Annotated in this window: 16 protein-coding genes; 6 read left to right on the top strand and 10 right to left on the bottom strand. The window is 60.0% G+C overall.

Annotated elements, in window-relative coordinates:
- Positions 1-18 precede the first annotated feature (18 nt).
- Together lysM and E5180_RS07975 are read left to right on the top strand one after the other, a co-directional pair.
- Positions 19-450, top strand: a complete 432-nt coding sequence (lysM, locus tag E5180_RS07980; RefSeq protein WP_171048923.1) for a peptidoglycan-binding protein LysM — start codon at positions 19-21, stop codon at positions 448-450.
- A gap of 220 nt (positions 451-670) precedes the next feature.
- The gene (locus E5180_RS07975) at positions 671-2,548 is read left to right on the top strand and encodes an acyl-CoA synthetase (RefSeq protein ID WP_138923909.1); all 1,878 of its coding nucleotides are present in this window, start codon (positions 671-673) and stop codon (positions 2,546-2,548) included.
- Between the two features lie 223 nt (positions 2,549-2,771).
- On the opposite strand, the gene E5180_RS07965 is transcribed toward E5180_RS07975, so the two are convergent.
- From E5180_RS07965 to E5180_RS07940, 6 genes are all read right to left on the bottom strand, one after another.
- Positions 2,772-3,608, bottom strand: a complete 837-nt coding sequence (locus E5180_RS07965) for an alkaline phosphatase family protein (RefSeq protein ID WP_138923908.1) — start codon at positions 3,606-3,608, stop codon at positions 2,772-2,774.
- A gap of 69 nt (positions 3,609-3,677) precedes the next feature.
- Positions 3,678-5,315, bottom strand: coding sequence for an ABC transporter ATP-binding protein (locus E5180_RS07960; RefSeq protein WP_138923907.1), 1,638 nt, complete (start codon positions 5,313-5,315; stop codon positions 3,678-3,680).
- Positions 5,312-6,127 (bottom strand): ABC transporter permease, encoded by an 816-nt coding sequence (locus E5180_RS07955; RefSeq protein ID WP_138923906.1) that lies wholly within the window; start codon positions 6,125-6,127, stop codon positions 5,312-5,314. Before E5180_RS07955 ends, E5180_RS07960 begins: the two co-directional genes overlap by 4 nt.
- A 124-nt stretch (positions 6,128-6,251) precedes the next feature.
- Complete coding sequence (locus E5180_RS07950; protein WP_093733795.1) at positions 6,252-7,208, bottom strand: ABC transporter permease; 957 nt, start codon at positions 7,206-7,208, stop codon at positions 6,252-6,254.
- Positions 7,209-7,222: 14 nt separating this feature from the next.
- A complete protein-coding gene (locus tag E5180_RS07945; RefSeq protein ID WP_138923905.1) occupies positions 7,223-8,827 on the bottom strand; it encodes an ABC transporter substrate-binding protein in 1,605 nt (534 codons plus the stop codon).
- Positions 8,828-8,958: 131 nt separating this feature from the next.
- A complete protein-coding gene (locus tag E5180_RS07940) occupies positions 8,959-10,953 on the bottom strand; it encodes a CocE/NonD family hydrolase (RefSeq protein ID WP_138923904.1) in 1,995 nt (664 codons plus the stop codon).
- 365 nt (positions 10,954-11,318) lie between these two features.
- Between E5180_RS07940 and E5180_RS07935 the strand changes: the two genes are divergently transcribed.
- From E5180_RS07935 to E5180_RS07920, 4 genes are all read left to right on the top strand, one after another.
- Positions 11,319-14,783 (top strand): Ig-like domain-containing protein, encoded by a 3,465-nt coding sequence (locus tag E5180_RS07935; protein WP_138923903.1) that lies wholly within the window; start codon positions 11,319-11,321, stop codon positions 14,781-14,783.
- Positions 14,784-14,919: 136 nt separating this feature from the next.
- On the top strand, positions 14,920-16,227 hold the full coding sequence (locus E5180_RS07930) for a TolC family protein (RefSeq protein WP_138925159.1): 1,308 nt from the start codon (positions 14,920-14,922) through the stop codon (positions 16,225-16,227).
- Positions 16,224-18,446 (top strand): ATP-binding cassette domain-containing protein, encoded by a 2,223-nt coding sequence (locus E5180_RS07925; RefSeq protein WP_138923902.1) that lies wholly within the window; start codon positions 16,224-16,226, stop codon positions 18,444-18,446. The genes E5180_RS07930 and E5180_RS07925 overlap by 4 nt, the downstream gene beginning before the upstream one ends.
- Positions 18,443-19,633, top strand: coding sequence for an HlyD family efflux transporter periplasmic adaptor subunit (locus E5180_RS07920; RefSeq protein WP_138923901.1), 1,191 nt, complete (start codon positions 18,443-18,445; stop codon positions 19,631-19,633). Before E5180_RS07925 ends, E5180_RS07920 begins: the two co-directional genes overlap by 4 nt.
- Before the next feature lie 60 nt (positions 19,634-19,693).
- Here the strand turns inward: E5180_RS07920 and dtd are convergent, their stop codons facing one another.
- From dtd to E5180_RS07900, 4 genes are all read right to left on the bottom strand, one after another.
- On the bottom strand, positions 19,694-20,140 hold the full coding sequence (gene dtd, locus E5180_RS07915; protein ID WP_138923900.1) for a D-aminoacyl-tRNA deacylase: 447 nt from the start codon (positions 20,138-20,140) through the stop codon (positions 19,694-19,696).
- Between the two features lies 1 nt (position 20,141).
- Entirely contained in the window at positions 20,142-20,816 is a 675-nt protein-coding gene (locus tag E5180_RS07910; RefSeq protein ID WP_138923899.1) for a nitroreductase family protein, read from the bottom strand.
- On the bottom strand, positions 20,813-21,943 hold the full coding sequence (locus E5180_RS07905; RefSeq protein ID WP_138923898.1) for a TFIIB-type zinc finger domain-containing protein: 1,131 nt from the start codon (positions 21,941-21,943) through the stop codon (positions 20,813-20,815). The genes E5180_RS07910 and E5180_RS07905 overlap by 4 nt, the downstream gene beginning before the upstream one ends.
- Before the next feature lie 66 nt (positions 21,944-22,009).
- The gene (locus tag E5180_RS07900; protein ID WP_138923897.1) at positions 22,010-22,564 is read right to left on the bottom strand and encodes a cytochrome b/b6 domain-containing protein; all 555 of its coding nucleotides are present in this window, start codon (positions 22,562-22,564) and stop codon (positions 22,010-22,012) included.
- Positions 22,565-22,599: the final 35 nt, after the last annotated feature.

Raw genomic sequence — 22,599 nt, 5'->3', positions numbered from 1 at the left:
ATCCAGAAGGAGAGCAACATGGGTTTGTGGAGTTTCGTAAAAGACGCTGGCAAAAAAGTATTTGGCGGCGGTGATGATACCGAAGTTACCGGAGCCGCGCTTCAGGACGAATTGAAAGACCTCGGGCTTGATGCCGACGGGCTCGACATCTCTGTCGAGGGCGACAAGGTCAAAGTATCCGGCAGGGCTGCCAGCCAAGAGATGAAAGAAAAGGTCATTCTTGCTGTGGGGAACGTCGAAGGCGTTGCCGCGGTCGAGGAAGACATGGACGGCGGCGAGGGCGACGGCACCTTCCACACGGTTGAAAAAGGTGACACGCTTTGGGCGGTCGCGGCCAAGACATTGGGCAACGGCGCACGCTACGAAGAAATCTTTGAAGCGAATAAACCCATGCTGTCGCACCCTGATAAAATCTATCCAGGCCAGATGCTGCGCATTCCTGCCAAATAATCGTACCAGACATAAAACGGGGGCATTACACGCCATTTCCCCATAAATTAGAGCGGCAGGCAGGGTCTGCCGTTCTTTTTTTGGCCTTCCGTTGGGTCAGTGGGCGTGAACACAGCGTTTGGGGGCCTGCAAATGCTTGCGAAAGCTGAATTTAGCAATCATCTTTGACGACAGGGAATAACGGGATGCGGGCAAACCGCACCACTAAGGGAGGAAAATAATGTCATTTGCCGGTATAGAAGACCGTAATGCAATCGAAGCAGAGATGCCGTGGGCTGACCGCGATGTGCCTAAAACCCTATGGGGTATGCTCAGCGACACCGCGGGAAAGTTTCCCAGCCACGATGCCATCAGCTATCAACTGTTCTCGGGTCCAAAAGATCACGCAGAAACGCTTAGCTGGTCGCAGTTGCGCGGGCAGGTGGGGCGTGCTGCCAACCTGTTCCGGTCGCTGGGTGTCGGCCCGACAGATGTTGTCGCGTATGTTCTGCCAAACTGTAATGAAACGGTCATCACGCTTTTGGGCGGTGCCGTTGCAGGGATCGCGAACCCGATTAATCCGCTGCTAGAAGCGGAACAGATTGCGTCGATCCTGCGCGAAACCAATGCCAAGGTCGTTGTGACCCTGCGGCCTTTCCCCAAGACGGACGTGGCTGACAAAACCGCCGAGGCGGTCAAACTGGCCCCGAATGTCACGACCGTGCTCGAAGTGGACCTATGCCGCTATCTGACCGCACCAAAGTCGTGGATCGTGCCGCTGATCCGCCCGAAAATGACGGTGACCAATCGGGCGACCTACAAAAACTTTAACGCGGAAATCGCCAAACAACCCGCCGAGCTGACCTTTGATGATCCGCAAGAGGATCGCGTCGCGTTCTACTTCCACACCGGTGGGACGACGGGCATGCCAAAAGTGGCGCAGCATAAGTATTCGGGCATGGTCTATAATGGCTGGCTGGGGCACACCCTGCTTTATACGGAAAACGACAACATCATGTGTCCGCTGCCGTTGTTCCACGTCTTCGCCTGCCACGTGATCTTGATGGCGGCGGTGAAATCCGGTGCCCATGTCGTGTTCCCGACGCCCCAAGGCTATCGCGGCGAAGGCGTCTTCGATAACTTCTGGAAGCTGGTCGAACGCTGGAAAATCACCTTTATCATCACCGTACCCACGGCGATCTCGGCCAAGATGCAGCGGCCGATCAATGCGGACATCTCTACGGTAAAAACCGCCTTTTCGGGCTCGGCCCCGTTGCCGCTGGAATTGTTCCGCCGCTTCGAAAAGGCTACAGGCATCACGCTGATCGAAGGCTACGGCCTGACCGAAGCGACCTGCCTTGTGTCGTCGAACCCGACGGATGGCCTGCGTAAAGTGGGCAGTATCGGCATCACCTTCCCCTATACGGATGTGAAGATCGTCAAAAGCACCGGCGAAGGGCTTGTCGAGGCTGACGTGGACGAGATCGGTGAAATCTGCATCTCGAACCCCGGTGTCTTTGCGGGCAATACTTATACCGAAGCGGACAAAAACATAGACCTCTACTATCAGGACAAATACCTGCGCACAGGGGATCTGGGCCGTATCGACAGCGACAAATACCTCTGGATCACGGGCCGTGCCAAAGACCTGATCATCCGTGGTGGCCACAACATCGACCCCGCCGAGATCGAAGAGGCTTTGCTGGGTCACGAAGCGGTGGCCTTTGCTGGTGCCATCGGTCAACCGGATGCCCACGCCGGAGAGGTGCCCTGCGCCTTTGTCGAACTGGTTGCCGGGGCGTCGGTCACCGAAGCCGAACTGCTGGAGTTCTGCAAAGAGCACGTGCAAGAGCGCGCGGCGCAGCCCAAGCACATGACGATCATGAGCGAACTGCCCAAAACCGCCGTTGGCAAAATCTTCAAGCCTGACCTGCGCAAAAACGCCATCACCCGCGTCTATGGTGAAACGCTCGAGGCCGCGGGCCTGCCTGCGCGGGTTGCCTCTGTCACCGACGATAAAAAACGCGGGCTGGTCGCGCAAATCGCTATGAACGGCGCAAGCGAGGCCGATGTGGGCGCATTGCTGAACGCCTTTACCTTCGGTTGGGAGGCCGCGTGATCTAATGCAAGGTCGTTGACCATCGGCTAGCAGCGCATCGTCTATCATCGGATGTGCGCTGCTTTTCACCTACCTTACCCCGACGGGGCAGCACATGGGACGTTCCTTTCGGAAGCGTCCCATGTCGCGTTTTAGGGGGAGGGCGCGCGTGTCATACGGCAGGGTGTTTGCTTGAACGGCTACCGCGTTCTTCGATCCGGCGACGACTGCTAAAGCGCGAGGGCTATTTCAGGAAAGACTGCGCCTTCATCGTTTCGGCGATAGGCGCGCCCAAACGGCCAAGGATCGTCGGCGCAAGCTGCAGCTGGTCGATCACGGTATCCTCTGATGGGCCCTCGGCATCACCAAAGTAATACAGCGCCGTTTCCTGCTGCAATGCGCCGCGCCCGCCGTGGTGGCCGCGCGTGTCCTGACCATGATCGGCTGTAACGATGACTTCGTACCCCATCGCACGCCATTTGGGGATGAAAGGGGCCAGCATCTCGTCCATCACGGCGCAGGCGTGGTCCATTTCCTGACAATCGTGAAAGAACCGGTGCCCCATGCTATCCAGCGTGCAGGTGTGCAGCATCCCGTAGTTCAGACCGAACCGCAGCGCCAGATTGGTGAGAGAGCCGAACAGGTCTACATCCGAGGGCGTCATCTGGTTCACCAGCCCATAGCCGGTCATCGTGTGGAACCGCCCGTGGTTGATCGTATCGCTGTCGGGTTCGTCATATTCAATATCACGCACATAGTCGAACGGATGGCGGTTGAAAAATTGTGACCAAAAGGAATGGGCGACAGCACCCGTCACGCCGCCCGCGGCGCGGGTCTGGGCAAAGACGTCCTTGTGCTTGAGCCGGAAGACATTGCCATTGCCCGTGCAGCCATGCTCTGCCGGTGCCACGCCCGTGTGTATCGACGCATAGCACGCGGCAGAGATCGACGGCAGCACTGCACGCTGGGTCCACACGCGCGCGTCGCCGCTGTCGACCCAACCTTCCAGATTGCCGAACAGACGGCGGAAATTGCGGTAGGGGACACCATCAAGGATGATCAAAAGCAACTTGTTCTTCATGTGGGCTTCCCATTGGCAGGCGGCAGATATGGCATTTGTCCGATACGAACCTCTGCACTATCCACAGCTTTAATTGCCAGCGCTTTCCATTTTGCGATGTGCGATGGTTTCTTCCAGCCAGCCGATCTTCATTTCGGGGACCGAGCTGAGCAACAGGTCGGTATAATCGTCAAATGGCGGCGACAGCACATGACTTTTGGTGCCATAGCGCACGACTTCGCCCTGATACATCACCGCGATGCTGTCAGCGATGGCCTTTACCGTGGCTAGATCATGGGTGATGAACAGATAGGCCACATCCTCGATCTTTTGCAGGTTCAGCAGCAGCTTGAGGATGCCGTCAGCGACCAGCGGGTCAAGCGCGCTTGTGACCTCGTCGCAGATGATCAGCTTGGGCTTGGCGGCCAGCGCACGGGCGATGCAGACACGTTGTTTTTGCCCGCCCGAAAGCTCTGCCGGATAGCGGTCCTGAAACCCGTCGCCGAGTTCGATCTCGTCCAGCAGTTCCTGAATACGCTTCTGTTTGGCTTTGCCTTTCAGCCCGAAATAAAACTCAAGCGGGCGGCCGATGATGGTGCCCACGGTCTGACGCGGGTTCATCGCGGTGTCGGCCATCTGGTATATCATCTGCATCTCGCGCAGGTCTTCGATGGGGCGTTGGGCCAACGCGGGGGCAAGTTCGCGTCCGTCAAAGGTGATCGTCCCGTCGCCTGGCGGCAGCAGGCCGGTAATGACGCGGGCCAATGTCGACTTACCCGAGCCGGATTCCCCGACCACCGCCAGTGTCTGGCCCGAGTGGACGTCCACATTGATCTTCTTGAGCACGTCGAAATCCGTACCGGGATAGCGCGCGGTCACGTTTTCCACGCGCAGGACAGGGGTGTCGGTCGGTGTTTTCTCTTCGTGACGGATCGACCGGACTGAAACCAGCGCCTGCGTATACTCTTCCTTGGGGGCGTTGATGATCTGATCAACAGTGCCGTATTCGACCATTGCGCCCTGTTGCAGGACCATGATGTGATCGCTGACCTGCGCCACAACCGCGAGGTCGTGGGTGATATAAAGCGCTGCCACACCGGTCGCCGCAATGGCTTCCTTGATGGCGGCCAGGACGTCAATCTGCGTCGTCACATCCAGCGCTGTGGTCGGTTCATCAAACACCACCAGATCGGGCTGCGGACACAGCGCCAGCGCCGTCATGCAACGCTGCAACTGCCCACCCGACACCTGGTGAGGATACCGGTTTCCGATGGTTTCAGGGTCGGGCAGGCCAAGCTTGCGGAACAGATCGACCGCGCGTTCCTCGGCTTCGGCCTTGGTGAACTTGTTCTGATAGATCGCGGCCTCGGTGACTTGATCCATGATTTTTTTCGCGGGGTTGAAAGACGCCGCGGCGGATTGCGAGACATATGTCACCTCGGCACCGCGCAGGCGCCGCACGGCGCGCAAACGTTCCTTGAGGATATCGCGCCCGTTGACCCAGACCTCGCCGCCGGTGATTTCGACACCGCCGCGGCCATAGGCCATCGCGGCCAGCCCGATGGTGGACTTGCCCGCACCGGATTCCCCGATCAGCCCCAGGACCTTGCCAGGTTGCAGATCGAAGTCGACGCCATGCACGATCTTGATATCAATCGGCTTTTCGCCGGGCGGATAGGCCGTCGCGCCGATTTTCAGGCCGCGTACTTTGAGAAGTGGCTCGGTCATCCGCGGCCCCCTTTCAGCGATGTTGTGCGGGTGAGGATCCAGTCCGCAACAAGGTTGATAGAGATACAGAGCGTGGCGATGGCATAGGCAGGATACAGCGCCGCCTGAATGCCATAGTTAATGCCTTCCTTGTTCTCTTTCACGATGCCGCCCCAGTCCGCTTGGGGCGGCTGCACGCCCAGTCCCAGAAACGACAGGGTCGACACAAAGAGCACGGCAAAGATAAAGCGCAGGCCCATCTCCGCGATCAGCGGCGATAGGGCATTCGGCAGGGTTTCACGGAAGATGATCCAGCCGATTTTCTCGCCGCGCAGACGGGCGGCTTCGACATAGTCCATCACGGTGATGTCCACGGCCACAGCGCGCGCCAGACGGTACACGCGGGTGCTGTCCAGCAGGCCCATCAGGATGATCAGGATCGGCACCGTGGTCGGCATGACCGACAATACGACAAGCGCAAAGATCAGCGACGGGATCGACATGATCAGATCGACAAACCGCGAGATAGCCTGATCCACCCAGCCACCGGACACAGCGGCAAAAAAGCCCAGAATGGACCCCAGCGTAAAGCTGAGGATCGTCGCCGCAGTGGCGATAAAGATCGTCGTGCGCCCGCCATAGATCATCCGCGACAGCAGGTCGCGCCCGATGCTATCCGTGCCCAACAGGAACTCCGAGGAGGAGGGCTCCCATACGTCACCGACGATTTCAGCCATGCCATAGGGGGCAAGCCAAGGCGCAAAGAGGGCCATGAAGAAATAGATGCTGGTAAAGAACAGGCCGATCATGGCCGAGATTGGGATATTTTTCATGGGTTGGCTCCCAAACAGATGAAGGGGGCAACGATTGGCGGTGATGCGGCAAATGGGCGGTTCCCTACGCATTTGCTTTGTACAAACGTTCGGTTGCGCATGGCGCGTTTGTTCTGGGATAAACTCATTTGGGATGCCTCAGCCTTGGGTTGGCAAGGATCGACACGATGTCCGCCACAAGGTTGAGCCCGATATAGACCGCGGCAAAGATCAAGCCGCAGGCCTGTACCACGGGCACATCACGTTTGCTGACGTGATCCACCAGATATTGCCCCATGCCGGGATAGGCAAAGACGACCTCTACCACGACGACGCCGACCACCAGATAGGCGAGGTTCAGCATCACCACGTTGACGATCGGGGCGATGGCGTTGGGGAAGGCGTGCTTGCGGATGATCTTGAGCATGCCCAAGCCCTTGAGCTCGGCTGTTTCGATATAGGGCGATTGCATCACGTTCAGGATCGCAGCCCGCGTCATGCGCATCATATGCGCCAGCACAACCAGCGTCAGCACCATCACCGGAATGGCAATCGCGTTCAGCTTGGCCCCAAGGGACATGCTGTCGTTGATGATCGCCACAGACGGGAACAGACGCCATTTGATCGCCACCCAGTAAATCAGCACATAGCCGATCATGAATTCGGGGATAGAGATCGTCGTTAGCGTGATCGCCGAAATCAATTTGTCCGGCCAGCGGTCTTTATAGCGCACGGCCAGCAGGCCCAGAAAGATCGCCAGTGGTACAGAGATGGCAGCGGCCCAGAAGGCGAGGAACAAAGTGTTTTTCAGACGCCCGCCAAGGCTTTCGGCGATGTCGCGGCCATTGGTCAGCGCGGTGCCCAAGTCCCCCTGAAGCACGCCGCCAAGCCAAGCGAAATAGCGGGTCATGGCAGGATCGTTGAGGCCAAGCTCGCGGCGCATGTTTGCTAAGGCTTCGGGCGTGGCCGATTGACCTAATATGGATTGTGCCACGTCGCCGGGCAAAATCGAGGTACCTACGAAGATAAGGATCGACGCGGCAAAGAGGAGAAGAAGGCCCAACGCTAAGCGTTGGGCGATCAGTTTGACGATGGGATGCATAAGCTGGGTCTACCTTATGCGTCTTTGACCCAGCATTTGATTCCGGCTTTGTTGTTGGACATCTCGGCGTTGGGATCCACGACCCAGCCACCGACATTGTTGGCAACGCCATCCACAAAGTCGTTGAACATCGGCAGGATCAACCCGCCTTCGTCGCGGACCATCTGACCCATCTTGGAGTAGATTTCCTTGCGTTTGGCTTCATCCAACTCGGCGCGTGCCGACAGCAACATCTCGTCAAATTCGGGACGCTTCCAGCGTGTGTCGTTCCAGTCTGCTGTCGACAGATAGGCGGTCGAATACATCTGGTCCTGTACCGGACGGCCACCCCAGTAAGAGGCACAGAACGGCTGTTTGTTCCAGACTTCGGACCAGTACCCATCGTTAGGCTCGCGCTTGATTTCCAGCGGGATACCGGCGGCTTTGGCGGATTCCTGGAACAGGGATGCCGCATCGACCGCACCGGGGAAGGCACCGTCTGAAACGCGCAGGATGATCGGGCTGCCGTCATGACCAGAGGCTGCGTAATGCTCTTTCGCCTTCTCGACGGAGTATTCACGCTGCGGGATGGTGTCGTCGAACAGCGGGTAGGACGCGTTGATCGGCATGTCGTTCCCGACGGTGCCATAGCCGCGCAGGATCTTGTCGACCAGTTCTTCGCGGTTGATCGCATATTTCAGCGCCAGACGCAGGTCGTTGTTGTCAAATGGGGCAGTGTCGATGTGCGCGATGAACACATAGTGACCACGACCGGCGACGGATTTCACCGACAGGTTAGGGGCACGGTCCAGCAGGGCGGCAACCTTGGGGTCGACGCGGTTGATCATATTGACCTGACCCGATTGCAATGCCGCAGTACGGGCGGTCGCATCGTTGAGCACCAACACTTCGTTATAGTCGGTATGGCCGCGGTTTTCGGCATCCCAGTAGTTTTCGTTGCGGGTAAAGCCGTGGCGCACGCCGGGTTCGTCGACCTCAAGTGTATAAGGGCCGGTGCCGATGCCCGCGCCGGGGTTGTCCATGCCGCCATCGGGCTGGATCATCAGGTGGTAGTCGGCCAGCAGATAGGGAAGGTCAGCGTTACCGACGCCCAGTTCAACGATAAAGTTGTCGCCGTCGACCTTCATGTTCTCGATGCCGCGCATGATGCCCAAGGCACCGGACTGGCTGTCTTCGTTCGAGTGGCGCTGCATGGTTTTCAGCACGTCTTCGGGGGTCATGTCCTTGCCGTTGTGGAACTGGATACCCTTGCGGATCTTGAACGCCCAGGTCTTCGCATCGGCAGAGGCCTCATAGCTTTCGGCCATGCGGTTTTCGATTTTGCCGTTCGGATCGACCTCGACGAGGCTTTCGTAAAGGTGGCGCAGGTTGTTCAGCGGAACCTCGGAAGCGGTCAGCGCCGGATCGAGCGTGTTGGTGGATTCACCGCCCGACGACCCGATCTTGAGCGTGCCGCCACGAATCGGAGCCTCGTGGGCAGCCGCCTGGGCATTGTTCGCCAACATCGAATTGGCGACGGCGGCTGTCACGCCCAAAGCAGCGGCGCGACCAACGAATTCACGTCGTGTCATCGTGCCCTTGGCCACTTGGCCGGTCATATGTTTCAGTTGATCATCCATGATGAAAACTCCCTGTTTTAGGTGATATATCCGCGCATTTTAGCGCAGGCTTTTTATTGACTGATGGCACAACGTTAAGCATTTCAGCCCGTGTCGCAAGCAGTAATACCAGCGGCCATTTGACGAGTTTGTTATATAAAGTGTCGCTTAATGTCTTCCGTCACGTCGCGTTCATGTATCAATTTGTCGTTTTCGTACGCCTCTAGTCGGGCAGACAGGTGAAAGTGAGTGGCGTCCGACCACATCTGCGACCGGGTTTCCGTACGCAGAAGGATACCGTCACGTTCCAGCTCTTCGGTCCAGTGACAGCTGCCTTCGGCCGAGAGCGGATCGTCGGGATGGATGGTCCATGTTTCGCGTGCAAGGGACCCAGCGATCAGCCCGTGATCGGCATCACGTAGCTTGCCGAAATCATCCTCGATGATCAGTGAAATATTGCCGGTGACGCGGTCGATCTCTTGTCGGCGGATGTGGTTTTCAGGGCGCAGTGTCTCTGTCTCCCACGGGGCGGCAGAGGTGGGCGGGGCAAAGCTGTATTCGTCGCCGCCATTGGTAGGGCGCTGCGGCAGGTCGATATGGCCCGACGACAGCGTCACCTCGGCGGCCTCTGGCGCGGGCCAAAGCAGGGGCCAGTATGCGGTCGAAATCGACACCCGCAGCCGGTGCCCTTTGGGAATACGGTAGGCGATGTGGTCCAGATCAAGTGTGATATCTGTGGCGGCACCCGGTGTCATTGCCTGCGGGTGTTCGGCGCTGTCGCGATGGCTGAGGTTCAGCACGCCGTAAGTAATCCGCGCCGACGCGCCGTCGGGATGGATATGGTTCAGCCGCACGGCGATCTGCCCCTGCGGTTTGTCGCAAGCCAGGCGCAAATGCAGGCGGGGTGCGCCAACGATATCCATCTGTTGATCCAGCGGCCCGCTGTCAAAGCAGATCGACAGCGCATCGTCTTGCCGCTGGTCGCCGGGCATCTCGGGCCCAAGCCAGATCGCGCAGTATTCGCCGCTATCCGCACCGCAATGGGCGGGGGAGGCGACGCTTTGGTCCAGTGGGGCCGGTGTGTCATGCAGCCCGTCGTTGGTCAGGTGCAGCGTTTCAACCGGAAGGTGCGAGGTCGCGCCCGTGGCTTCGGTGATCCAGCGGCCAGGGCGCTCGTGTGTCCATGTCGCGGGGCGCATGCCGTCCATCAGATAGGCGCGATAATCGGGGTCGTCTTCAACGCCGGTGTCGATGTCCTTGAGCCAACGATCCCACCAGCGAAGGGCTTCTTGCAGAAAGCCGATGCGCGGTTCGGGGATGGCGAAATGCGGGTATTTATGCACCCAAGGGCCGACGATCCCTTTGGCATCGGGCAGGGCTTCGACCAACTGGGGCACAGCGTTTTTGTAGGAATCGCCCCAACCGCCGACCGCCAGCACCTTGGCTTTGATCGCGCTGTAGTCCTCGATCACCGATCCTTGCTTCCAATAGGCGTCGCGCGACTGATGGCGCAGCCAAAGCGCAGGCAGGAACGGCTCTGCCTCCAGTCGTTCCAGCCACATCTCGCGCCAGTCGGGGCGCAAGGCAGGGTCGGGCGCACGGCTTGAATAGGCCCACATCGTCGCCCCCCAGCCGAGGTTCTCGTTCAACAGGCACCCGCCCTTGTAATGGATGTCATCGGCAAACCGGTCGACGGTGGAGCACAGCGTGATCACCGCTTTCAGCGCGTCTGGCGCATGGGCCGCGACCTGTAGGCCGTTAAAGCCGCCCCAGCTAATACCCATCATGCCGACGGTGCCACTGCACCACGGCTGCGCGGCTAGCCAGTTTATCACCTCTAGGCAGTCGGCCTGTTCTTGCGGGGTGTATTCGTCTTCCATCACGCCGTAGCTGTCGCCGTTCCCGCGCATGTCGACCCGCACACAGGCATAGCCACGTTCGGCAAACCACGGGTGCGTTAGCGCATCACGGGCCGTCGTTCCGTCGCGTTTGCGGTAGGGCAGGTATTCAAGGATAACGGGAACCGGCGTGGCATTTGAATTTTCAGGGCGCCAGATCCGTGCAGAGAGCCGGCATCCGTCCGAGAGAGTGATACCCAAATCCGGGTCTTCGATCAGCGGCAGCGGGGTGTTTGGGGGGGTGTTCATGTCCCGAAGGTTGCGAGGGAACCTATTTTTGTCAACCGTTTAGGTAGGGATAAGGGGCCTGCGCTCAGGAGCTTTTCCTGAATAAATTGAAATGGTTAATAATGCAGCACGTTAACCTTAGTTAACAGCTTCCCGCTCTGATAGAAACTGTGGCCGCGATGCACCGTTGAAATAAGGCAAGAATGTGGCGCGTCAGTTTAAACTTGGCTTTTATGTGTCTAGGCGGCTATCTTCTGCCTCAATAATAGCGACGTTTTAAAGACGAAAAATATTCAGGCGGCTGCACGATGCGATCAACGCGTTGGCGGTCATAAAATTTTCTCAGGTGTCGCGCGTAGAATGCGTACCGAGGTGGAGCAGATATTATGAAGACGATAGATTTCGTCGTTCGCGATCAAGCGGGCGCATTGCAACGTGGCACGGTTGCCGAAAACGCAAACTTCCACGTCATTCAGGCTACATCAGGTCAGGAAATATCGCTGAACCTGCGTCAGACCGATTTCCAGTCGCATCAGCGCTCGGGCGACAATCTTGTGCTCACGCTCAATGACGGGTCGGTCATCACCATTGAGAATTACTTTAACGACACCGGTGCCGCGAACCGTCTGTTTATTTCGGCGGATGGCTATCTGAACGAAGTCGCCTTTGTCGAGGGCGAGGGTGGCGGTCTGTATGCCCAGTACGGCCCGACAGAGCAGTGGGGCAAATGGAGCCCTTCTGATGATCTGATCTATCTGGGTCGCAGCGATGTGGCATCAGTGCCGGGCGGCGTAGAGCCGGGCGATGACGAAGTATCCATGCTCGCAGCCCCCTTGTTGGGAGGCGTTGTCGGCGGCGGTGGTGCAGCAGCAGCAGCCGGTGCGGCGGTTGTGGGTGGCGCGGCGGTCATCGGCGGCGGTGGCGGCGGCGGCGGTGGTGGTTCCTCTGCGGCGGCACCCTTTGTGAACGATGCTGAAACCACCGGCACCGTGGGCGGTGACGATGCGGTTGAACAGATTATTGTCACGGGCGGCGGCGAGCCGGGCTCTGACGTTGTCGTCACGATCGGCGACAAGGACGTCACAACGATCATTGGCGAAGACGGCACATTCGAAGCGGTGTTCGAGGGCGACAACTTCCCCGAAGACGGTGATCATGAGGCCGAGGTGGTTGTCACAACCGACGGAACCGAGGCAGTGCTAGACGGTCCGACGTTCATTATCGACACCACTGCGCCCACGGTCACGTTGTCCCAAGGTACGCAAAGCGTCGGCGACTTCTTTAACGGTGAAGCTTTCGCTGATGGCGTTACTTTGGCCGGCAACGGCGAGGCGGGCGCATCTGTCGATGTGACAATCGCCGGCATCACGCGCAGCACCACCGTGGCCGAAGACGGTACATGGTCCGTCACCTTTGAAACCGGCACATTGCAGGGCGGCGAATACGAATCCGACGTGCTGATTTCGACATCCGATCAATATGGCAACACCTCGACCAGCACTGAAACGCTGGTGGTGGATACTGTTGCGCCGACGGTCGCTGTCACATCCGGCACGCAATCCGTGGGCGACAGTTTTAACGCGGCTTCCTTTGCGGGCGGCGTCACGCTGAACGGCACCGGCGAACCCGGCTCGACCGTGCAGCTGACCATCGGTGGCATCACCCGCAACGCGACCGTGGGCGACAATGGCGCATGGTCCGCGACATGGCAGGCAGGCACTTTGCCCGCAGGTGAATACATCAGCGATGTTACCATCGTAACGACCGATGCTTTCGGGAATAGCTCTACTTCGACCGAGCAGCTGGTGGTGGATACCGTCTCCGAGGTCACGATTGCGGCGGATGCGGTCGAAGTCGACGGCGTGATCAACGCGGCAGAGCGCGGCGACGGCGTGACGCTGACCGGCACATCGCAGCCGGGATCGACCGTTCAGGTCAGCTTTGGCGGCGCGACACGCGATGCGTTGGTTGATGCAAACGGCAACTGGTCCGCGGATTTCACGGCCTCTGACATTCCAACCGGAGAGACAACAGCGACCGTCACGGCTGTGGCGACGGATACGGCGGGCAACACCGCGACCGCAACCAGCCAAGTCGAGATCGACACACTGGTAAATAATCTGGCCTTCACCGGTCAGACCGGTGGCAACGACGGCGTGATTAACGCGACAGAGGCAGCGCAGGGCATCGTCATGACTGGCACGGTCGAGCCCGGCTCGTCTGTTATGGTCCAGCTTGGCCAGATCTCGCGCGCGGCAACGGTTGCGGCAGATGGCACATGGACCGTCAGCTTTGCACCCAGCGATTTTTCTTCAGGCACATACACCAGCACAATGACCGCCACCGCAACAGACGCGGCGGGCAACGTGGATAGTGTGTCGCAAACAGTCACTGTTGATACCGAAGCCGGATCGCTGACCATCAGCCCGCTGCCGGTTGAAGGCGATGATGTGGTTAACGCCGCCGAAGCAAGCGACGGTGTGGCCATTTCCGGTACCGCAGATGCGGGCGCGGTCGTACAGGTCACGCTGGCCGGTGTGACACATACGGTTGTGGCGAATGGCAGCGGCCAGTGGACAGCATATTACGCCGCCGGCGAAGTTGCCCAAGGCGTCTATACCGCCGACATCAGCGCGACCACGACCGACGCCGCCGGCAACAGCCGCAGCGCCTCTGACAGCGTGCGCGTAGATACCCGCGTCGACAACCTGTCGCTGAACACGGTCGAAGGGGATGACATCATCAGCGGGGCAGAGCGTCTGGCGAACGGCGGCGTGCTGGTCACTGGTACCTCTGAAATCGGGTCGTCCATCGTTGTGTCGCTTGGCGGCGCGTCGGTGAACGGGGCCGTGGATGCCAATGGCAACTGGTCCGTGACCTTTGCGCCGGGTCAGGTGTCCCAAGGCACGATCAACACCACCGTATCTGTCAAGGCAACCGATGCAGCAGGCAATACCGCCACGGCAAGCCACGGCGTGCTGATCGACACGGTCGTTGACCCGCTCGAGATGGCGCAAGCAGGCGGGAATGACGGTGTGGTCAGCTCCCGCGAAGCGCAAGCCGGCATTGATTTGAACGGTCAGGTTGAAGCCGGCTCAAGCGTTGTGGTCAACTTTGACGGCACCAACTACACCGCTTTCGTAGATGGTGCGGGCAACTGGTCGGTGACGATCCCGCCCTCCGAAATCCGCGAAGGCACATATGATGCCAATATCTCGGTCACGGCGACGGACCGTGTCGGCAACATCGCATCAATCACCGACACACTGGCGATTGACACCTATGCCCCCGAAGGCCCCGTCATCGCGTCCTATACCCGTGACGGCGACGGCATCCGAGGTATCTCGACCGAGATCAGCCCCGATACACTGGACGTGCATCAAGTACATGCAGACCGCTCTATCTCCGAAGTGGAATCGACCAGCTTTGACATCGACCCCATCGGCGAGCGGAACTTTCAGTTCAACAGCAATGTACCGGACGGGTCCGACCTGATCGTGACGGCAACGGATGCGGCGGGAAACTTCTCGGGCACATATCTGGCGCTGGATGACGAGGCGGCAAATACGCAGCTTAACCTGACCAACCCGAACCTGGGCAACTACAACATCGAAACCGTTGATCTGCAGTTCGCCGAAGAGGCGCAACTGACCATTACCGAAACCGCATTGGTCAACCTGTCTAGCAACACAAACGAGCTGATCATCGACGGGCACAACGACGACACAGTGACGATCACGGGCGCGCAGCGTGGGGGGTCCGAAGTACGTGGCAACCAGACCTACGACATCTACACCTTGGGTGACGAAGCCACGTTATTGATCGACAACGATATCAACGTCATCGTCTAACGACTGCACCGCGCCCTCTGTCCAAGGGGGCGCGGGTGGCACACGCAGGCGGCAACGACCGCAGGCGTTTCCAAAATAAAAAAACCGGCACGCTAAGGGCAGGATAATGAGGCAGAGTGTAAAACGGGCAGGGGGCATATGCGCAGCAGCGCTGGCCCTATCCGGCTGCATGTCGGATTTCGGCAGCGGCATGATGCCCGGTGACCTGATGCCGACCGACATCGTCACACGGTTCCGCACCCCCGATGCCTCGCAGGCGATGAAACCCACCTACGCTGAAAAAATCACCGCAGACAGCCAGATCATTCAAGGTCTGGCGCTGCGGTCTTCTGTTTTGCCCGATGGTACCGTGTCGGATCAGGTTGCCGCGGCCGTGCTGGCCGCCAACAGCCGCACCGCCGAGGCAGAGCTGCGCGCCGCAACGTTGCGGTCCGAGGCGGCGAGCAAGAACTGGCTCCCCAAGATCGGGCCACAGGTCAACCTCACCTCGCTGGGGTCGCTCGCGGCCAATCTGGTGGTGGATCAGGTGCTGTTCGATAATGGCCGCCGCGCGGGCGAACGCGCCTTTGCTGTGGCCGACGTCGAAGTCGCTGCCGTGTCGCTGGCGCAAGACACCAATAACCGCGTGTCCACTGCGCTGAAACTATACACCAACGCGATCGAGGCGCGCGATACCGCTGCGCTAAACCGTGTCTCGCTCAAGGATATGACCCATTTCGAATGGGTGATGCAGGAACGTGTCAAAGGCGGCGTATCGGATGTGTCCGACCTGACCATCCTGCGCCAGAAGCTGCTGGAAATCCGCGCCACGCTTGATGCCTCGGTTGAGCGCGAAGCGACATCGATGTCCGAGCTGAACGCCATGTCGATCCACCCTCTGGATGCCATGCACGGCGTGCCAGAGGTCCCCGTAAACAGCTTTGCCGGCGCGCCGCTGTCCGTGGTCCGTGCCGAAGCCGAAAAGACCCGCGCCATTGCGGCGTCCAAGGTCGAACGTGCCGGATTTCTGCCGGGCCTGTCCGCGGGCGCGACCATCGGTGAAGGGGGCGGTGCAGGTCTGTCGCTTGGGTCGGATCAACTGTTGGGTCTGGGCACCAAGGCGTCGCTTGACGCGTCGGGCATGGCCGAGGAAACCGCCACGCGCAAAGTGCGCCAATCGATCGAAGACGCGAACCGCACGTTGCGCCGTCTGGAAAAACAGCTGAGCGCCAAAACCCGTCAGGCCGCCGAAGCCGCAACCCTTGCAGTACAGGCCAAACGCAACCTAGATCTATTTCAGGAACAGTATGACGCCGGTCAGCGTCAGGTCATGGATGTGGTCGGCGTCTACGAAACATACTCGCGCCAGCAACAATCGCAAATCACCCTTAAATACGAGGCGGTGCGTCTGAAAATCGAGATGGCGCAGATACAGGGCGTGCTGGCGGACGGGAGCGCGATTTGACCCAGAAGCCGACCTTTACGCTGACGATCACCAACGGCAACCAAGGTCGAATGGCGGCAACGGAGGCGGTGCAGCCCAAGGCAGAGAATGCCAATCGCCCCGAGGACCGTATCATGGCGCGGGCAAAACTGGCCGCGACCTATGCCGGATTACTGGGGGTCACCACTGCCGCCCGCGATATCTTTGACGTTGTTGCCGCGGCCCCGCAGCATGGCAACGATCCGCATGTCGAGGCCGAGGCGCTAGCGCGTGGGATGGAAACAGCAGGGCTGGTCACTCAGGTCAGCCGCGTGCAGGGCATTTCGAAAGATATGTGGCCGGCCTTGGCCTATATGACATCGGGGCAGGTGCTGTTGGTGATGGGCCAGCAGCGCGGCGATCTGATCCTCTATGATACCACCTGCACCGACAACCGCGCGATGGTGCCGATCAGCGATTTCAAACCCTTCTTTGCAGGTTTGGTGCTGCGCGCCGAAGCCTCGCTGAAGACAGTGGCGGAAACCCATAAAACCGACGGTGCGCCTGCGCATTGGTTCTGGGGGCAATTCCCGCGTTTTCGTCGCCAGCTGATAGAGGTCGCAACGGGGTCGTTTGTGGCGAACCTGCTGGCTGTCGCCGTGGCGCTGTTTTCGTTGCAGGTCTATGACCGCGTGATCCCGCACCAGTCCGAAGCGACGCTATGGGTGCTCGCCGCCGGTGCAGGCCTCGCGCTGTTGATGGAGGCCTTCCTCAAGATGGCGCGGGCGCGGTTGATGGACGGGGCAGGGCGGCAGATCGAACTGTCGGTGCAAGACGTCTTGATGCGCCGGTTGCTGGGCATGCGGTCGGACGCGCGCGGCCAAGCGCCCAACCAGCTGTTTTCCGCAATGCGTGAATTCGGGTCGGTGCGCGAATTCTTTACTGCGTCGACCATTGGCACGATCGCGGATATCCCGTTTATTTTCGTCTTCCTGTTCCTCGTCGCCAGCATCGCGGGCAATGTGGTTTGGGTGCTGGTGCTTGGCGGGATCTTGATGCTGGTGCCGGGGTTCTTTCTGCAAAAGAAAGCGATCCAGTTGACGCAGGAAACCCAAGGGGCGTCGACTAAATCCTCGCGGCTGCTGCACGAGGCGATATTCGAGCTGGATACGGTCAAGACTCAGCGGGCAGAGGACCGCGTGCTGCGTCTGTGGACCGAGCTGAACACCTTGTCGTCGGTTAAATCCTCAGAGCAACGCAAGCTGGCGTCGTTCCTCACGTTTTGGAGCCAAGGGGTCCAGCAGGCTACCTATGTTGCCGCGGTGATTGTGGGCACTTATCTGGTGTTTGCGGGTGAATTCACCGTGGGGTCCATTATCGCGGTCGGTATCCTGACGGGCCGGACGCTGGGGCCGCTGACGCAGCTTTCGGGTACGATGGCGCGGTGGGGCAATGTCAAAGGCGCGCTGGACGGGCTCGACGCGATTGTCGCCGCACCGCAGGACACCGCCGAGGCGCGCACCTATCTGCGGCGCGAAAAGTTGAAAGGCCAGTTCGAGCTGCGCGATGTGATGTTCCGCTATGAGGACGACGGCGCACCGACGGTTGATATCAAAGCGATACTGATCCAGCCGGGGCAGCATGTTGCCGTGCTCGGGGCCAACGGGTCGGGTAAATCGACGCTGCTGAAAATGCTCAGCGGGCTCTATGCCCCGACCGAAGGGCGCATCTTGATTGACGGCACAGAGCTGGGCCAGATCGAGCCGCGCGACCTGCGCCGGCTGATCGGCTATCTGGGTCAGGACGTGCGCTTGTTCTCGGGCACGCTGCGCGACAACCTGAACCTCACCATGCTGGAGCGTGACGATGACCGCCTGCACGCCGCGCTTGATTTCGCGGGTCTGGGGCCGTTTGTGCGCAACCACCACAAGGGTCTGGACCTAGAGATCAAGGACGCGGGCGCGGGCCTGTCTATCGGACAGCGGCAATCTATTGGTTGGGCGCGTCTGTGGTTGCAGGATCCGGCGATCTGCCTGCTGGATGAACCGACGGCTGCGCTGGACCAACGACTGGAAGCGACACTGGTTTCGCGGTTGCAAGACTGGATGGCAGGGCGCACCGCGATCATCGCGACGCACCGTGCGCCGATCCTTGCACTGACAGAACGTACGCTGGTGCTCCAAGATGGCCGTATGACCGTTGACGGGCCAAAAGAAAAAGTGCTCGCCCATCTGGCGGGTCAGAAGGGGCATGTCGCATGAACTCTGTCAGCACCACGCCGCTGGGGGCGCAGATGACGGGGCAGATGCGCGGGCCTTCCATAGTGATCTGGCTCTGCGGCGCATCGGTGCTGGTGTTTTTGCTGTGGGCCGCTTTTGCGTGGGTCGATGAAATCGTGCGCGCCGAAGGGTCGATGATTTCCAGCTCGCGGCCACAGATTATCCAGAACCTCGAAGGTGGCATTCTGGCCGAGCTTGCCGTGGGCGAGGGCGATCACGTGGAAAAGGGCGACGTGTTGGCACGGTTGCACGGCACGCAGTTCCAGTCCTCGGTGGATGATCTGCGCGATCAGATCAGCGCCTTTGAAATCCGCCGCCTGCGGCTGGAGGCAGAGCTGGCGGGGCAATACGACTTTGACGTGCCCGACGTCTATAGCACGCGCACCCCTGATATCGTCGCCTCGGAGCGCACGTTGCTGAAGGCGCGGCAATCGGATTTCGTTTCGCGCTCTGAGGGGGCGGGGCGGGTGCTGACCGAGGCCACGAAAGAGCGTGAGCTGCTTGAAAATATGCTCAAGAAAAAGATCGTATCACTGATCGAGGTCACGCGTGCACGCAAGGCCCATGCAGATGCACGGATCAAACTGGACGAGATCGTCACCGGCACAGAGCTGGACCGCGCGCAGGAATATTCGGACGTTCTGAAAGAGCTGGCGACGCTGAAACAGAACCTCAAGGCGAGCACCGACCAGTTGAACCGGACCGTGCTGGTCAGCCCGCTGCGCGGCATCGTCAACAACCTGAGTGTGACCACCATCGGCGGCGTCGTGCGTCCGGGCGAGGAGATCTTGCAGATCATCCCGCTGGACGAAGAGCTGTTCGTAGAGGCCCGCGTCAAGCCAGAAAACATCGCTGGTGTGCGTCCGGGGCAAGAGGCGACGGTCAAGCTGTCGGCCTATGACTACACGATTTACGGGACCCTTAAGGGGACGGTCAAACTGATCTCAGCTGATACGTTCAAGGACGAACGGTCCCGTGCGGCGGATGGCGATCCGCATTATAAGGTGACGTTGCAGGTGGATACTGAACACCTCACCCCACGACAGGCGTCTTTGCAGATCCGCCCGGGGATGCAGGCGAGCGTCGAGCTGCACACAGGGTCAAAGACGGTTTTGCAGTATCTGTTAAAGCCGCTTTATAAATCTAAAGAGGCGTTTCGCGAGCCGTAGGCCTGGCAAGGGGGGCTGTCGGCCCCCCTGACCCCCCGAGGATTTTTTCCATTTGGAAGATCAGGGGTTTTCCGTATCGAGCCAGAGGGTGACGGGGCCGTCATTGGTCAGGGCCACGGACATGTCGGCCCCGAACGCACCTGTCTGGACGGGAACGCCGAGGGCTTCGACGCAAGCGATAAAATCTTGGTACAGCATCTTTGCCTGATCGGGCTTGGCCGCGCGCGAGAAACCGGGACGCGTGCCACGGGACGTGTCGGCGGCGAGGGTGAACTGGCTGACGATCAGTGCGTTGCCGCCCGTATCGGAGAGGCTGCGGTTCATCTTGCCTGCATCATCCTTGAACAGGCGCAGCTTGGCGATCTTTTGCGCCAGCGCCTGCGCGGTCGCTTGGGTATCGTCGGGCATGGCGCAGACGAAAATCAGCAGGCCATGGTTGATTTGCCCGATGATCTGGCCGTCGACAGTGACAGAGGCGTCGGTAACGCGTTGGAGAAGTGCGCGCATGTCAGGCCTTCCAGTCGATAATGTCGGCGGGCCTGGCCCGCTGCGTGCGGAACCGGTTGATCGGAGCTGCTTCGTCTGCATAGCCAAAAGAGATCGCGCAGAGGATCAGACGGTCTTGGGGCAGGCCGAAATGGTTACGCACGGTGGGCGCATAGGCGGCGATGGCGGCTTGGGCGATGGTGGCAACGCCAAGCGCTGTGGCAGCCAGCGTAAAGGCGGTGACAAAGCCGCCGCTGTCCAGCGCGCCATATGCCCCGAGCTCTGCCGGAGAGGTCACAATCGCCACATGCGGCGCGTCAAACAGCGCATAGTTCCGCATCATCTGCGCAGCGCGGCCTGCGCGGTCTGCCTTGTCGATGCCAACCGCGTCATAGAGCTGGAAACCGCAGGCCCGCCGCCGATCGCCGTAAACGCCACTGTAGGATGCGGGCCAATCGAGATCGGCGGCGGGGGGTGTCCCCTTGGCGATCTCTTGCGCCAGCGCGTCGCGGAAGCGGTCGGTCGCGGCCCCTTTGGTGACGGTCAGCTGCCACGGCTGCGCATTGCACCACGACGGCACATGGCGGGCGGTTTCGACGATGCGCGTGATCACCGCGTCATCGACCGGATCGGGGCGGAAAGCACGGCAGGACGATCGCGCCTTTAGAATATCGGTGAACGTATCGATCTGGGTCATTTTTGCAGCGCCATAAAATATCCGACGATCCCGGCGACAATCAGGCCGAGGATCACCGCAAAGGTGATCTTGACGGTGGAGTAGGGGCGTTCCCCCTGAACACTGCCGGTGCGGCCGTTGACGACAAAACGATAGGTCTTGCCGCGGTATTTATAGGCCGCCAGCCAGACCGGCAGCAGGATATGCTTGAACGTCACATCACTGACCTGCGTCTGGATATTGTGGATGCGCTGGCGGTCGCCACCAATGTCAAAACGCACGTCGCGCTGGATCATTCCGTCCATGACCTCGCGGGCCTGCGCATAGCCTTCGTCAAGCGTCACCGCATAGGCTTCGGCGCGAAACCCTGCGAGGTATTCCGGTGCATAGGGTTCCAGCGCCGCCAGATCCCACGGAGCCAGTGCATCGGTAAACCGTTTCGGAAGCGACGTTGACGCCAGCACCAGCACATCGTCAAAGAAACGCGCCACACGACCCGAGGTCGCCCGCCAGCGGATTTTGGGCACCTGCTGCTGCACGCGCTTGCCGTCGCGCATCACGGTTTGGGTAACGTAATAGACCGTCCCCCTCTCGCCGGAATAGCTGGATCGGGTGTCGGCGTCATAGGTCCAGTAGGGCACATAGATCCCCTGCATCTTGCGGCCCTTGCGCGCGTATTCTTGCAAGCCGTTGGGGGCAAACCAAAGGCTGCCAAGCCAGTCTGTCATGGCATCGCGTGCGGTATTTTCGGTCAGGCCGAAGGGCAGTACAGCGCGGGGTTTAATGTGGCGGTTCAGGCCGGTGTCGATCACCACAGGCGTCGCGCAGAACGGGCACTCCGTCGCGTGTTTGCCGGGGTCAAATTCCACTTGCGCCGCGCAGTTGGGGCAGGTGGTAACGCGGGTTTCCTCCATTTGGGATTGGGGGAGCGCGCTGGCGAGGGCGGCTTGAAAATCGAGCTCGGCGATGGGGCTATGCACACCGTGCGCACCCGAGATTTCCTCGGTATTGCCGCAGTGGTCGCAGACCAGCATATATCTTTCGGGATCAAACCGCAGATCGGATCCGCAGGTATCGCAGGGGAAACGGTGTTCCTCGCTTGGCGTCGGAGGGAGGGCGGGGTCGTCAAAGCCGGTGCTGGCGGGCATAGAGCTGTCCTTTGGTCAGGCCTGCACCAGACATAGGGCACCGGGCAGGCTGCGACCAGAGCGGGGCTACAAAAAACGGTGCAGCAGCTTGGGGGCCATTATGCGCAAGGCGTTGTCGCGCAGATGAATGTGGCGCCAGATGTGAAACCCTGCATGGGCGAGCGCGATGCCTGCAAGGGCGTAAAATTCGATACTATGGATCAGGCCGACCCAGTCGTTGGCACGCGGCAGGTCAAGCGGTACGGCAATCGGGACAATGCCCCCGGCCCATAGCTGAACAGTAGATGTAATCCCGATCATGAGCCCCGTGAGCGCGACACCCAAGATACCCCAGATCAGGGTTTTATGCAGCACAGGATGCAGCCAGCGGGCCCAGCCTGTCAGTTTGGGGCCGGGGCGGCCCAGTAATCCACGTCGCATATAGTGGACCCACCACAGGAGCGCCGCACTGACAAAGACAAGTCCCATGGCAGAATGAAACCGCACCGCCGCAGGCCCGATCCGCGCCACGTCGGACGGCTGCACCAGCAAGAACCAGACGAACAGGGGCACCATGCCCCAATGTAACAGTTTCATCAGGGTGCGCCGGTGGGGCAACAAGGGGCGGCGGGGTGTGATCATAGCCTAGACACGTGGGCCGCCCCATCTGAGTTTCA

This window comes from Sulfitobacter sp. BSw21498 (genome assembly GCF_006064855.1).
Lineage (GTDB): Bacteria > Pseudomonadota > Alphaproteobacteria > Rhodobacterales > Rhodobacteraceae > Sulfitobacter.
The sequence above is the reverse complement of the archived record's forward strand: the minus strand, read 5'-3'. Positions and strand labels throughout refer to the sequence as shown.

Coding starts and splice junctions, on each gene's coding strand:
- lysM (WP_171048923.1), top strand. CDS start 19: ATGGGTTTGTGGAGTTTCGTAAAAGACGCTGGCAAAAAAGTATTTGGC.
- E5180_RS07975 (WP_138923909.1), top strand. CDS start 671: ATGTCATTTGCCGGTATAGAAGACCGTAATGCAATCGAAGCAGAGATG.
- E5180_RS07965 (WP_138923908.1), bottom strand. CDS start 3,608: ATGAAGAACAAGTTGCTTTTGATCATCCTTGATGGTGTCCCCTACCGC.
- E5180_RS07960 (WP_138923907.1), bottom strand. CDS start 5,315: ATGACCGAGCCACTTCTCAAAGTACGCGGCCTGAAAATCGGCGCGACG.
- E5180_RS07955 (WP_138923906.1), bottom strand. CDS start 6,127: ATGAAAAATATCCCAATCTCGGCCATGATCGGCCTGTTCTTTACCAGC.
- E5180_RS07950 (WP_093733795.1), bottom strand. CDS start 7,208: ATGCATCCCATCGTCAAACTGATCGCCCAACGCTTAGCGTTGGGCCTT.
- E5180_RS07945 (WP_138923905.1), bottom strand. CDS start 8,827: ATGGATGATCAACTGAAACATATGACCGGCCAAGTGGCCAAGGGCACG.
- E5180_RS07940 (WP_138923904.1), bottom strand. CDS start 10,953: ATGAACACCCCCCCAAACACCCCGCTGCCGCTGATCGAAGACCCGGAT.
- E5180_RS07935 (WP_138923903.1), top strand. CDS start 11,319: ATGAAGACGATAGATTTCGTCGTTCGCGATCAAGCGGGCGCATTGCAA.
- E5180_RS07920 (WP_138923901.1), top strand. CDS start 18,443: ATGAACTCTGTCAGCACCACGCCGCTGGGGGCGCAGATGACGGGGCAG.
- dtd (WP_138923900.1), bottom strand. CDS start 20,140: ATGCGCGCACTTCTCCAACGCGTTACCGACGCCTCTGTCACTGTCGAC.
- E5180_RS07910 (WP_138923899.1), bottom strand. CDS start 20,816: ATGACCCAGATCGATACGTTCACCGATATTCTAAAGGCGCGATCGTCC.
- E5180_RS07905 (WP_138923898.1), bottom strand. CDS start 21,943: ATGCCCGCCAGCACCGGCTTTGACGACCCCGCCCTCCCTCCGACGCCA.
- E5180_RS07900 (WP_138923897.1), bottom strand. CDS start 22,564: ATGATCACACCCCGCCGCCCCTTGTTGCCCCACCGGCGCACCCTGATG.